Consider the following 12,978-nt stretch of genomic DNA (forward strand, 5'->3'; position numbering starts at 1 on the left):
ATTCTCCGGGCTTGCTGTGGCTATCACAGCAATGATGGTGCACCAAGTCACAAAAATCCAGTGAGCTTGGTCACTCTTTGGGCCGTGGCGCGCCGGAATTTCCCACCGGCCGGACTGGGCCGATCCGAGATTTTTAGGCCAACAATAGGCTCAGCGTTTAGAATGAGGGAAGGAGCCCTGTGTTATTGGGCTAATCCATCGTGCGTTCCGGTTGGAAATGTCGCGAAACAACAGCTGACTTCACCACTGAATCGAGCAATCACGCATGTCTGAAACCACCACCAACACCGCGGTAGCCACTGCATCACGCAGTGACCTCCGCAACGTCGCGATCGTGGCCCACGTTGACCACGGCAAGACCACTCTGGTCGACGCCATGCTCAAGCAGACCAACTCCTTTGCCGAACACAACCACCTCGAAGACCGCGTCATGGACTCCGGTGACCTGGAACGCGAAAAGGGCATCACCATCCTGGCCAAAAACACCACCGTGGCCTACAACGGACCGTCCTCCAACGGTGAAACCATCACCATCAACGTCATCGACACCCCCGGCCACGCCGACTTCGGCGGCGAAGTAGAGCGCGGCCTGTCCATGGTGGACGGCGTTGTACTCCTCGTGGACGCTTCCGAGGGCCCGCTGCCCCAGACCCGCTTTGTGCTGCGCAAGGCCCTGGCCGCGCACCTGCCGGTGATCCTCCTCGTCAACAAGACCGACCGCCCCGACGCCCGCATCGAGGAAGTTGTCCACGAGTCGATGGACCTCCTCCTGGGCCTCGCCTCGGACCTCGCCGACGAAGTTCCGGACCTGGACCTGGACAAGATCCTTGAAGTGCCGGTCGTCTATGCAGCAGCGAAGGTAGGCCGCGCCTCCCTGGACCAGCCCGCCGACGGCTCCGCTCCGGACAATGAGGACCTTGAGCCGCTGTTCAAGACCATCATCGAGCACATCCCGGCTCCGACGTACAACCCGAACGGCGTGCTCCAGGCACACGTCACCAACCTGGACGCCTCCCCGTTCCTGGGCCGTCTTGCCCTGCTGCGCATCTACAACGGCACCCTGCGCAAGGGCCAGACCGTTGCCTGGGCCCGCGCCAACGGCGAGCTCAAGAACGTCAAGATCACCGAACTGCTGGCCACCAAGGCACTGGACCGTGTTCCCACCGAGTCTGCAGGTCCGGGCGAAATCGTCGCCGTCGCCGGCATCGAGGAAATCACCATTGGTGAGACCCTGACCGATGTCGACAACCCGCAGCCGCTGCCCCTGATCACCGTGGACGATCCCGCGATCTCCATGACCATCGGTATCAACACCTCGCCGCTGGCCGGCAGGGTCAAGGGCGCCAAGGTCACGGCCCGCCAGGTGAAAGACCGCCTGGACAAGGAACTGATCGGTAACGTCTCCATCAAGGTTCTCCCCACCGAGCGTCCCGACGCCTGGGAAGTCCAGGGCCGTGGCGAGCTCGCGCTGGCCATCCTGGTCGAGCAGATGCGCCGTGAAGGCTTCGAACTGACTGTCGGCAAGCCGCAGGTTGTCACCCGGACCGTGGACGGCAAGATCCACGAGCCGATGGAACACATGACCATCGACGTGCCGGAAGAGTACCTCGGCGCCGTCACCCAGCTGATGGCCGCCCGCAAGGGCCGCATGACCAACATGGCCAACCACGGCACCGGCTGGTGCCGCATGGAGTTCATCGTTCCGGCCCGTGGCCTGATCGGGTTCCGCACCAAGTTCCTCACGGACACCCGCGGCGCCGGTATCGCAGCCTCCATCTCCGAGGGCTACGAGCCCTGGGCCGGCCCGATCGAGTACCGCACCAACGGTTCGATGGTGGCCGACCGCGCCGGCGTTGTGACGCCGTTCGCCATGATCAACCTGCAGGAACGTGGCTCCTTCTTCGTTCGTCCCACCTCCGAGGTTTACGAAGGCCAGATCGTCGGCGAGAACTCCCGCGCCGACGACATGGACGTCAACATCACCAAGGAAAAGAAGCTCACCAACATGCGTGCCGCTTCCTCGGACACCTTCGAGAACCTGACGCCCCCGCGCGACCTGACCCTCGAAGAGTCCCTCGAATTCGCCCGCGAAGACGAGTGCGTCGAGGTCACCCCGGAGTCCATCCGCATCCGGAAGCTCATCCTGGACGTCAACCAGCGCGCCAAGTCCACCCGGGCACGCGCCAAGGCCTAGTCCCAAATAGCACGTCACTGAAGCTGCCGGTACGGCAGGCGGGAATCCCGCCGTCGTGCCGGCGGCTTCCTTTGTGTCAGGAAAGCGTCAGTTGCGGACGCGAGCGGGGCGCCGCTCCGGCGCCGGCGGCACTTCCTTGGCAGCCACCACCAGGTCCAAGGGGATCACGACGTCGGCCTTCCGTGTGCGGACTGTGCAGCCGCCGTCGTCAGTGGCCACCAGATGCCCCAGGGCGTCCGTCAGGCCGCCGTCGATCCGGTAGCGGACTACAACCCGTGTTCCGGGCGGGGCGGTGGCCAGAAATTCTCGGGGCGTAGGCTGGGCGGGACTCACCAGTTCATACTAAGGCGGCCGGCTAGGTTCGCGTGGACGGGCTGGGAGATAATAGGCTCAGAAGTCAATAGTCCGGCCGGTGCCGGATTCAAGTGCCGGCCACTGCCGGGAAATATCGTGGAGAGGCAAGGGACGTGACGTACGTAATCGCGCAGCCGTGTGTAGATGTCAAGGACAAGGCATGTATCGAGGAATGCCCCGTTGACTGCATCTATGAGGGTGAGCGTTCCTTGTACATCCACCCCGATGAGTGTGTCGACTGTGGTGCCTGCGAGCCGGTATGCCCGGTGGAAGCCATCTACTACGAGGATGACACCCCCGAAGAGTGGGCTGACTACTACAAGGCCAACGTCGAATTCTTCGATGACCTTGGCTCGCCCGGTGGCGCCGCCAAGGTGGGCAACACGGGCAAGGATCACCCGATGATCGCCGCCCTGCCGCTGCAGAACCAAGACCACTGAGCCGGGCATCGCGTTGACCGCTGCCGTGAACAGCTTTGGCCTGAGCCTTCCCGACTACCCGTGGGAGGCCATGGCACCGTACCTGGCCAAAGCCTCTGAGCACCCCGGCGGGGCCGTGAACCTGTCGATCGGCACGCCAGTCGACCCCACTCCCGCTGTGATCCAGGATGCCCTCAGGGCCGCCGCGGACGCCCCGGGATACCCCACGGTCCACGGCACCGTTCCGTTGCGGGAAGCCATTGCGGCGTGGTTCGAGCGGCGCCGCGGCGTCCCCGGCCTGGACCCTAAGAACATTATGCCCACCGTCGGCTCCAAGGAGCTGGTGGCGTGGCTGCCGCTCCTGCTCGGGCTGAAGCCGGGCGACGTCGTCGTCCGCCCCAAGGTTGCCTACCCCACCTATGACATCGGGGCTACTTTCGCTGGCGTCACCTCCGTCGCTACCGACCACCTCGACGAGTTGGACCATGCCACCCGCGCACGCGTGCGGCTGATCTGGGTAAACTCCCCGGGCAACCCCACCGGAAGCGTCAGGGATGTTGAGTCCCTTAAAGCGCTTGTGGCGCAGGCCCGCGAACTGGGCGCCGTGGTGGCCTCGGACGAGTGCTACGCCGAACTCGGGTGGGGCGCGTGGGACACACAGCGCGGCGGCGAGCCCGTGCCCAGCATCCTGGATCCGCGCGTTTCCGGCGGGTCCCACGAGAGCCTTCTGGCCGTGTACTCGCTGAGCAAGCAGTCCAACGTGGCAGGTTACCGCGCAGCGTTTGTGGCCGGTGACCCGGCCATCATGGCCAACCTCGTCAACAGCCGCAAGCATGCCGGCATGATCGTCCCCTACCCGGTGCAGGAAGCAATGCGGGTTGCGTTGGGCGAGGACACCCACGTCCAGGCCCAGAAGGACCTCTACCGCGGACGCCGGGAGCGCCTGGTGCTGGCTTTGCAGGGCTTCGGGCTGGAGATCAAGGATTCCGACGCCGGACTGTACCTTTGGTCCACCGCGGGAGAGAGCACCTGGGACACCGTGGCCCGGCTTGCTGAGCGAGGCATCGTGGTGGGGCCAGGCGTCTTTTACGGCGAAGCCGGCAACGGGTTTGTGCGTGTCGCATTGACGGGCACTGATGAACGGATTGACGCCGCAGTGGCCAGACTGGCCACGGCGCCGTAACAATCATGTGACTCGCACCACAAAGGCGGCATTTTACGGGGGTTTCGCACGCCTCCGATTAGTGACACCCGCAAACGGGCGGTACTTTTTAAGTGACTATCAATGGTGGCTTTCTACAAGAAGGCAGCCCGGGTGTTGGATTCCTGGATGAACAGGGTCACTGCCACGGCTCACCGGATGTTGGATCAAGCTTTCGACAGAGGCCCACGCGCCTCATGAAGGGGACTCCATGACTGAGACCAACAGCGCAACCCTGCACCATGCAGGAGGCGAGCTCAAGCTCCCGCGCATCCAGGTTGTTGAAGGAAACGAAGGCTACGACGTTTCCAAGCTGCTCAAGCAGACGGGCGCAGTCACCTTTGACCCCGGCTTCATGAACACCGCAGCAACCACGTCCGCAATTACCTACATCGACGGCGATGCCGGCATCCTGCGTTACCGCGGGTACCCCATCGAACAGCTGGCGCAGCACTCCAGCTTCCTTGAGGTGTCCTACCTGCTGATCTACGGCAACCTGCCGACACCCACGGAACTGGAAGCCTTCGACCAGCGTATCCGTCACCACACGCTGCTGCACGAAGAGCTCAAGGGCTTCTTCAGCGGTTTCCCGCGTGATGCCCACCCGATGCCTGTGCTCTCTTCGGCCGTGTCGGCGCTGTCCACGTTCTACCAGGACTCGCTGGATCCGTTCAACGCTGAGCAGGTAGAAGTCTCCACGTACCGGCTGCTGGCCAAGATGCCGGTCATCGCCGCCTACGCCCTGAAGAAGAGCATCGGCCAGCCCATGCTGTACCCCGACAACTCCCACAACCTCGTGGAGAACTTCCTCCGCCTCAGCTTCGGCCTGCCGGCCGAGCAGTACGAAGTGGACCCGGTCATCGCCAAGGCGCTGGACCTTCTCCTCATCCTGCACGCTGACCACGAGCAGAACTGTTCCACCTCCACCGTGCGCCTGGTGGGCTCCTCCAACGCCAACCTCTTCGCCTCGGTGTCAGCCGGCATCAACGCCCTCTTCGGTCCCGCCCACGGCGGCGCCAACGAGGCAGTGCTGAAGATGCTCCGCCAGATCCAGGCCGACGGCACCAAGCCCGAGGACTACATGGAGAAGGTCAAGAACAAGGAAGACGGCGTCCGCCTCATGGGCTTCGGACACCGCGTCTACAAGAACTACGATCCGCGTGCCAAGATCGTCAAGGCCACGGCCCACGAAATCCTCACCAAGCTCGGCGGCAACGACGAACTGCTCGAGATCGCCATGCGCCTCGAAGAGAAGGCGCTGAACGACGACTACTTCATCCAGCGCAAGCTCTACCCGAACGTGGACTTCTACACCGGCCTGATCTACAAGGCCATGGGCTTCCCGGAGAAGATGTTCACCGTACTGTTCGCAATCGGCCGCCTGCCGGGCTGGATCGCCCAATGGCGTGAAATGATCAGCGACCCGAACACCAAGATCGGCCGCCCGCGCCAGCTGTACATCGGCGAACCCGAGCGCGACTACCCGGTCCGCTAAGCCGGCCCTGACTAAATAACGACGGCGGCCGGTCACCTTCTTCGCGAAGGTGGCCGGCCGCCGTCGTACTCTCATCGATTGCTCCGTAAACGCCGTTTTGAGCGTCCTAAAGGGCCGTTACGGAGCGATCGATGGGGAGCAACCGATGCTAGGAGGTGTAACCCAGGGGGTTGTTCTTCTGCCAGCGCCAGTGGTCCTCGCACATCTGGTCCACGGTCTTCGTGGTGGACCAGCTCAGGTCGGCCAGGGCGGAGGTGGCGTCGGCCCAGAAGGCCGGGAGGTCGCCCGCGCGGCGTCCGGTGATCTCGTAGGGGATGGGCTGGCCCACGGCCTTCTCGAAGGATCGCAGGACCTCCAGCACGGAGGAGCCCTTCCCGGAGCCAAGGTTCCAGCGGTAGACGCCTGAGCGGTCCGCCACGTGGTTGAGGGCTGCCACGTGGCCTTCGGCGAGGTCGACGACGTGGATGTAGTCCCGCAGGCAGGTGCCGTCAGGGGTGTCGTAGTCCCCGCCGAACACCATGAGCTTGTCGCGGCGTCCCACGGCCACCTGGGCGATGAAGGGCACCAGGTTGTTGGGGATGCCCTGCGGGTCCTCGCCGATGCGGCCGGACGGGTGTGCGCCCACCGGGTTGAAGTAGCGCAGCAGGGCAATGTGCCAACGCGTGTCAGCGGCGCCCAGATCGGCGAGGATGTCCTCGATCTGTTCCTTGGTGCGGCCGTAGGGGTTGTTGGCGCCAATCTCCATCTTTTCCACGTAGGGGATGGGATTGTGCTCGCCGTACACTGTGGCGGAGGAGCTGAAGACGATGGAGCGGACGTCGTGGCGGTCCATCACCCGGATCAGGTTCAGCGTGCCCACAAGGTTGTTGTAGTAGTACTTGAGCGGTTCGCGGACCGACTCACCAACCGCCTTGAGCCCGGCAAAGTGGATCACGGCGTCGATCGTGTGGGCGGCAAAGACGCCTTCCACTGCGGCTTCGTCCACCAGGTCCACCTTGTGGAATTCGGCGGTCTTGCCGCTGAGTTCGGCAACCCGGCGCAGTGACTCCTCGCTGGAGTTCACCAGGTTATCGATCACCACCACATCGTGGCCGGCTTCCTGCAGGGACAAGACTGTGTGCGAACCGATGTACCCGGTGCCACCTGTGACCAGAATTTTCATGCCTCCACGCTATCCCAATTCCGCGGATGCGTGGATTTAAGCACGGGTGTGCTAAATAATAGGAGTGCCCAAAATTGTTGATGCCGAAACCCGGCGCGCAGAAATCGTTGAAGCGGTCTTTAGGATCATCGCCGTCGACGGCCTCGAGCGGGCCTCACTGCGGGAGGTGGCGGACGAAGCAGGCCTCGCCGTTGGCTCCGTCCGGCACTATTTTGCCGGCAGTGAAGAACTGCTCAGCCATTCCTTTGCCGCCGTTGTGGACCGGATCACGGGCCGGCTCACCGCGGCATTGCCGGCGATGGCCGCCAGCAAACCCGGGACCGGCCCGCATCGTGAGGCGGTTTTAACCCTGCTGGGTGAATTTCTGCCGCTCGACGAGGAGCGGGCCGTGGACGCCTGCGTGTGGATGGCCTTCAAAAACGCGGCCAGGATCCGTCCTTTCCTCGCAGCCGAGGCGGATCGGAGCCACCGGGAGGTGGCAGCCGTCGTCGGGCAGGTCATCACGGGCCTGGTACCGGACGACGGCGACGGGCAGCAGTCGCTGGCCGTCGAGGCGGAGAGGCTGTTGGCTACGCTGGACGGGCTGTGCATGCACGCCCTCCTGCAGCCCGCCTGGATGACGGCACAGATGTGCCACGACGTCCTGGACCGGCACCTGAAGAGCCTGGCCGCCTGACATTACCGTCCGGTGGCAACGGGAATAGACTGGGAGCCGGGGGAGCGGAACCGGCTGGTCAGGCCGGTACAGGCAGGCCACAGGAGGAGTAGGGATGCATCACACAGGTGGTTCCGGCTGGCAGATCACCACGGATACGTCCGGGCCTCTGATGATCGCGCTCTTCGTCCGTGATGCGGCAGGACTCGACGGCGCCGGCCACCCCGCGTTGTCGCATGCCGCGCCGAAGATCCGCCATGCAGACCACTCGCACCTCACCGCCGACGTCGGCGGGCAGAGTGCGCTCAAGACCGAATGGGAGGCCTGGTGGGAGCAGCTGCTGAAGGCACACCCCCAGACGTCACCGGAGCTGTCCCCTCCGGATTTTGGGGAATTCGGGAATTCCCCGGCCCTCCAGCGTGTCCTGCAGGCGCATTTCGGGTCCGCGCTGACCTGGGCACGGGAGCGCCGCAGCGAGTACGTCCGGCTGGAAGCCGAACGGGTGGCCAGCGGTTCGGACCAGCTGTTGGGCGACATGGTGGATGACCGCCTGCTGGAGGTGGGCCGGGGGTCACGGGACTTCACCCTGACCATCATCGAACTGCCGCTGAACGAACAGCGGGCGTGGTACCTGGAGCCGGACAAGATCATCATGAGCCATAACCTCATGTCCGCGCCGGAGCTCTTCCGCAGCTACGTCCAGCCCGTGGTGGACATCCTGGTCTGAGGCGGGGCGGTCAGCATCCGGGCCGTCAGCTGCCGGTGCCGGCCGGTGCAACTGTAATGCGGACCTGTCCGGCGGGCGCGTCGGATTTTTGCCAGCCGCCCAGATCCTCACGGTCCCAGCTCCGGCCTGCAACGTCCACGCGCGTCACCGCCAGGCCCTTGGCATTGGCAACTGCCCACTGCGCCACGGACCAGGCCTGGCTGCCGTCAGCTGCCACCACGAGCGAATCATTCTCCGTGGTGATGGCGAGCGGCCCGAACGCCTGGGCTAGCTCGGATTCGACGGCGGCGGGGATGCCCGGTTCCTGCGGGGCACGCAAAGTGCACAGCAGCGAGGCGGGCGCCTGGCCGGTCAGGCCGGACGCGAAGGACCGGCCCATATCTTCGTGTTGGGCGTACGCGAGGGGGTAGGCCGAGCGCTGGACACGCTGGGCGGCGTCGGTGATTTCCAGGGACTCGTAGCCGGGAACCTTGACCAGGGCATCGTAGAAAGCATTGGCAGCGTAGTACGGGTCCATCACCTGGGCCTCGGTTCCCCACCCCTGCGAGGGACGTTGCTGGAAGAGTCCACGGGAGTCAGGGCCGGCCTGGTCGCCATGGGCGATGTTGCGCAGCTTGGATTCCTGCATGGCGGTGGCAAGGGCGATGCTGGCTGCCCGGGGAGGCAGCCCGCGCTGCACCGCCACCGCTGTAATCAGTGAGGCATTAACCGCCTGGTCCGTTGCAAGCTCTGCGCTTTGGGTCCCGACGTCGGCCGTGCAGCGCTCCGGGACCAGGGTTTCGGAGCGCTGCAGGAAGGAGACCGCTGTGTAGATGCCGGCGCCCGCCAGCGCCAGGGTAAGCAGCAGCACGGTGGGGCGAACGAAACTGCGTCCACGTGCCACCGACGGGTCAGTTGGCGTGGAGGGCGTCGTTGAGTTCCACCGTCTGGCCCTTGCGCGGCAGCGCCTCGACGGCGCCGGTGGTGGAGTTGCGCCGGAACAGGAGGTTGGGGACGCCGGACAGCTCGGCTGCCTTCACGATCTTGGCGGTGTCCTCGCCATTCTCGTCCTTGGGCCCGGGAACGAGCACACGGGTTCCAGCGGTGACGTAGAGGCCTGCCTCCACCACGGAGTCATCGCCGACGCTGATGCCGACGCCGGAGTTGGCGCCCAGCAGGACGCGCTCACCGATGACGATCTTTTCCTTGCCGCCCCCGGAGAGTGTGCCCATGATCGACGCGCCGCCTCCCACGTCGCTGCCGTCGCCGGCGACGACGCCGGCGGAGATGCGGCCTTCCACCATGGAGGCGCCCAGGGTGCCGGCGTTGAAGTTCACAAAGCCTTCGTGCATCACGGTGGTGCCTTCGGCGAGGTGGGCACCGAGACGGACACGGTCGGCGTCGGCGATCCGGACGCCGGCGGGCACCACATAGTCCACCATGCGGGGGAACTTGTCCACGCCGTAGACGGTGACGGCACCACGGCGGCGAAGTTTGGCGCGGGTCAGTTCGAAGCCTTCCACCGCGGCGGGGCCGAAGTTGGTCCACACCACGTTGGGCAGCTTGCCGAAGATGCCGTCCAGGTTGATCGTGTTGGGCCGGACCAGCCGGTGGGAAAGCAGGTGCAGCCGGAGGTACGCGTCTGCAGTGTCAGCCGGAGCTTCGTCAAGGTTGATCTGGACGAAGACCACTTTCTGCTCGGTCCCGCGGTCAGCGTCTGTGCCGCTCGCGGCGAGCTGGACCAGGGTTTCGTCCGCATTCTCCACGGCGCGCAGGTTTTCGGCCGCAACGCCCAGCGCGGGCGCGGGGAACCAGACGTCAAGGACGGTGGCTTCGGCATTTTCCCCGCCCGTTGCGGTGGCGATGGTTGCCAAGCCGAAGCCGTAGGCGGAGCGGGCTTCGGAAGTTGCGTTCTGGTCTTTGGGCGCGGCGGAGGTAGCGGTCTCAGTCATGGCCCCAGTCTACCGAGAGGCGGGCACCGGGTTCGAACTAGACTGGCAACGTGACTGCCGAAACCGCCCCTGAATCGATCACCGTGCCTTTGGACCTCCGCCAGGACGTCTCCGTGCTGACCGCCGCCCTGATGGACATCAACAGTGTCTCCGGGAATGAGACGGAACTGGCGGACGCTGTCGAAGTGGCTCTGCGGGCCATCCCGGAACTCCAGGTGGTCCGCGACGGTGACGCCATCATCGCGCGCACGGAACTCGGCAGGGCGGAACGCGTCATCCTCGCCGGACACCTGGACACAGTGCCGCTGCCGGTTACTGAAGGCGCGCGCGGTACCGTCCCGTCCACCTGGGATTCGGGTGTCCCCGGGGAGGGCGTGCTCTACGGACGAGGAGCCACGGACATGAAGGGCGGTGTCGCCGTGCAGCTCGCGCTGGCGGCCACAATGTTCGACGGCGGCGGGGCGCCCCAGCGGGACGTCACCTTCGTGTTCTACGACCATGAGGAAGTGGAAGCGGTCAAGAGCGGACTGGGCCGCCTGGTCCGCAACCACGGCAGCCTCCTGGGCGGCGATTTTGCCATCCTCCTGGAGCCGACCCATGGCACCGTCGAGGGTGGCTGCAACGGCACCAGCCGCTTTGAGGCCACCACGGTGGGCGAGGCAGCACACTCTGCCCGTGCGTGGATGGGCAGCAACGCCATCCACGCGGCGGCACCCATCCTGGCCCGGCTGGCAGCCTACGAGCCGCGGACCATCAACGTGGACGGCCTCGACTACCGCGAGAGCCTCAACGCCGTGAAGATCAACGGCGGCACGGCCGGCAACGTCATCCCGGACCGCTGCGTCGTCGAAATCAACTACCGCTTCGCCCCCGACAAGACGCCGGACCAGGCGGAGGCGCATGTGCGCGAACTGTTGGCGGGCTTCGCTGTGGTCCGCACCGACGCCGCCGCCGGTGCGCGCCCGGGACTGAACCACCCGGCCGTCGCGTCCTTCGTGGCCGCCGTCGGAGCCGAGCCGAAACCGAAATACGGCTGGACCGACGTCGCGCGTTTCAGCGAACTGGGGATCCCGGCAGTGAACTTCGGCCCCGGCGATCCGCTGCTGGCCCACAAGGACAACGAGCACGTCGACGCCGACGCCATCCGGGAATGCCTGCGGGCGCTTCGGAGTTGGCTTGCGGCGTAAGCCTGCACGCAGAAGGGTCCGCAGCCTGCAGGCTGCGGACCCTTCTGCGTGTGTGGATGTGGCTACTTGGATTCGCGTACATCCGGTAGTTCCGGTGCGACCACAGCGGTTGGCGCTTTGGCAACACCGCCTGCCGTCTTCGTGGAACCGCGGCGCTCGATCCAGATTGCGAGCCGGGAAACGCAGATGTTGATCACAATGTAGATGGCGGCAGCCACAAAGAAGATGGGGAACAGGAACGCGTTCCCGAGGAAGTCCGCCATGACCTGCACTGCGCGCAGAAGTTCGCCGTACGCCACGATGTAGCCCAGGGAGGTGTCCTTCAGGAGCACCACGAGTTGGGCAACCAGCGACGGCATCATACGGCGGACAGCCTGCGGCAGCTCGATGAGCATCCGGGACTGGAAGCTGGTCAGGCCGATGGTCAGGCCCGCCTCCCGCTGTCCCTTCGGCAGTGATTGGATGCCGGCCCGGATGATCTCCGCGAAGATAGCGGTGTTGTAGAGGACGAGCCCGGCCACCACCGCGACGAAGGAACTCGTCCCGAACACCAGCAGAACGAAGAGCATCATCAGCACAACCGGCATGCCGCGCAGGAACTCCAGGACCACGCGGGCGGGAATCCGGATCCAGGCGACCAGCGAGATGCGCAGCAGGCAGAACATCAGGCCGAGGGGAAACGCGATCACTGCGGCGAGGGCGGCGGCGGTGAGCGTTGCGCCGAGGCCATTGGCGAGCAGCGTCCAGACGTCGCCCCGGGTGAAGATCGCCCAGCGGCGACCTTCAAAAATGCCCTGCTGGGCGAGAGTCATGCCAATCCATGCCAGAAGGCCCAGGATCAGCACGGTTCCAACCACGGAACCGATCAGCGAGACCCGGCGCGCTTTGGGGCCGGGAACGTCGTAGAGGACTGAAGTCATCGGGCAATCGCCACCTTTCGTTCCACGGTGCTGGCAAGGATGCCCAGCGGAATGGTGAGGAGCAGATAGAAGAACGCGACGCCGAGCAGTACTGCCATGACCTGGTCACCGTTGGCGTTGGCCATTTGGCGGCCGTAGCCGAACAGTTCCAGGACAAAGAACGCGCCGGCGACGGAGGAGTTCTTGACGAGGGCAATCAGGATGTTGATCAGCGGCGGGATCACGGTCCGAAGCGCCTGCGGCAGGATGATGAGATTCAGGACCTGGCCGAAGTTCATGCCGATGCTGCGCGCGGCCTCAGCCTGGCCGAGCGGGACGCTGTTAACGCCTGAGCGGACGGCTTCAGCGATGAAGGCCGCTGTATAGGCGCTGAGGGCGATGATCGCTGCGACCTCGAACTGCTGGAAGGTCACGCCGAGACGGGGCAGGACGATCGCTGCGAAGAAGAAGGCAATGGTCAGTGGGGTGTTCCGGAGGATTTCCACGTAGACGGTGCTGAATCCCCGGAGGGCCGCAACGGGGGAAACTCGGGCTGCTGCCAGGAGTGTTCCGAGGATAAGGGCGATGATGCCGGAGACGACGGACAGGAAAAGGGTGCGAAGAAGGCCTTCCCAATAAAGGGGCAGGTTTTCAATGATGACTTCCATAGGATCCTTCGGCTCTGGGCGTAGGGGGTCAAAAAGCAGGCCGGCGGCTTCCGGGGAACGCGGTCAACGAATTCCCCGGAAGCCGC

13 protein-coding genes are annotated in these 12,978 nt (G+C 64.9%); 7 read left to right on the forward strand and 6 right to left on the reverse strand.

The genetic code is table 11. From position 1 onward, the window contains the following. Positions 1 to 265: 265 nt before the first annotated feature. The gene (typA, locus tag NG698_RS06965) at positions 266 to 2,194 is read left to right on the forward strand and encodes a translational GTPase TypA (protein WP_058931842.1); all 1,929 of its coding nucleotides are present in this window, start codon (positions 266 to 268) and stop codon (positions 2,192 to 2,194) included. 87 nt (positions 2,195 to 2,281) lie between these two features. Here the strand turns inward: typA and NG698_RS06970 are convergent, their stop codons facing one another. Next, positions 2,282 to 2,527, reverse strand: a complete 246-nt coding sequence (locus NG698_RS06970) for a putative acetyltransferase (protein ID WP_082575922.1) — start codon at positions 2,525 to 2,527, stop codon at positions 2,282 to 2,284. A gap of 134 nt (positions 2,528 to 2,661) precedes the next feature. On the opposite strand from NG698_RS06970, the gene fdxA reads away from it, so the two are divergent. The 3 genes from fdxA (at position 2,662) to NG698_RS06985 (ending at position 5,663) form a co-directional block, all read left to right on the forward strand. After that, positions 2,662 to 2,988: a ferredoxin gene (gene fdxA, locus NG698_RS06975; protein ID WP_056344030.1), complete on the forward strand. Its 327-nt coding sequence runs from the start codon at positions 2,662 to 2,664 to the stop codon at positions 2,986 to 2,988. Positions 2,989 to 3,001: 13 nt separating this feature from the next. After that, entirely contained in the window at positions 3,002 to 4,150 is a 1,149-nt protein-coding gene (gene dapC, locus NG698_RS06980) for a succinyldiaminopimelate transaminase (protein WP_256470862.1), read from the forward strand. 229 nt (positions 4,151 to 4,379) lie between these two features. Then, a complete protein-coding gene (locus NG698_RS06985) occupies positions 4,380 to 5,663 on the forward strand; it encodes a citrate synthase (RefSeq protein ID WP_104062127.1) in 1,284 nt (427 codons plus the stop codon). Positions 5,664 to 5,811: 148 nt separating this feature from the next. On the opposite strand, the gene galE is transcribed toward NG698_RS06985, so the two are convergent. Continuing rightward, complete coding sequence (gene galE / locus NG698_RS06990; RefSeq protein WP_252598309.1) at positions 5,812 to 6,825, reverse strand: UDP-glucose 4-epimerase GalE; 1,014 nt, start codon at positions 6,823 to 6,825, stop codon at positions 5,812 to 5,814. A gap of 64 nt (positions 6,826 to 6,889) precedes the next feature. On the opposite strand from galE, the gene NG698_RS06995 reads away from it, so the two are divergent. Then, complete coding sequence (locus NG698_RS06995) at positions 6,890 to 7,501, forward strand: TetR/AcrR family transcriptional regulator (RefSeq protein ID WP_252598308.1); 612 nt, start codon at positions 6,890 to 6,892, stop codon at positions 7,499 to 7,501. A 94-nt stretch (positions 7,502 to 7,595) separates the two neighbouring features. Next, positions 7,596 to 8,207: a hypothetical protein gene (locus NG698_RS07000; protein WP_252608993.1), complete on the forward strand. Its 612-nt coding sequence runs from the start codon at positions 7,596 to 7,598 to the stop codon at positions 8,205 to 8,207. Between the two features lie 25 nt (positions 8,208 to 8,232). Here NG698_RS07000 and NG698_RS07005 read toward each other — a convergent pair whose 3' ends face one another. Next, the gene (locus tag NG698_RS07005) at positions 8,233 to 9,090 is read right to left on the reverse strand and encodes a transglycosylase SLT domain-containing protein (RefSeq protein ID WP_374210086.1); all 858 of its coding nucleotides are present in this window, start codon (positions 9,088 to 9,090) and stop codon (positions 8,233 to 8,235) included. Positions 9,091 to 9,097: 7 nt separating this feature from the next. After that, positions 9,098 to 10,138 carry a 2,3,4,5-tetrahydropyridine-2,6-dicarboxylate N-succinyltransferase gene (gene dapD / locus NG698_RS07010; protein WP_252598305.1) on the reverse strand — a complete coding sequence of 347 codons (1,041 nt, stop codon included), beginning with the start codon at positions 10,136 to 10,138 and terminating at the stop codon, positions 9,098 to 9,100. 50 nt (positions 10,139 to 10,188) lie between these two features. Here dapD and dapE point away from each other — a divergent pair, with 50 nt between their 5' ends. After that, a complete protein-coding gene (gene dapE / locus NG698_RS07015; protein WP_252608997.1) occupies positions 10,189 to 11,325 on the forward strand; it encodes a succinyl-diaminopimelate desuccinylase in 1,137 nt (378 codons plus the stop codon). A 62-nt stretch (positions 11,326 to 11,387) separates the two neighbouring features. Here the strand turns inward: dapE and NG698_RS07020 are convergent, their stop codons facing one another. Together NG698_RS07020 and NG698_RS07025 are read right to left on the reverse strand one after the other, a co-directional pair. Next, a complete protein-coding gene (locus NG698_RS07020; protein ID WP_104062134.1) occupies positions 11,388 to 12,245 on the reverse strand; it encodes an amino acid ABC transporter permease in 858 nt (285 codons plus the stop codon). After that, a complete protein-coding gene (locus tag NG698_RS07025; protein WP_056343998.1) occupies positions 12,242 to 12,892 on the reverse strand; it encodes an amino acid ABC transporter permease in 651 nt (216 codons plus the stop codon). Before NG698_RS07025 ends, NG698_RS07020 begins: the two co-directional genes overlap by 4 nt. Positions 12,893 to 12,978 lie beyond the last annotated feature (86 nt).

This window comes from Pseudarthrobacter raffinosi (assembly GCF_023913735.1).
GTDB classification, from domain to species: domain Bacteria; phylum Actinomycetota; class Actinomycetes; order Actinomycetales; family Micrococcaceae; genus Arthrobacter; species Arthrobacter raffinosi.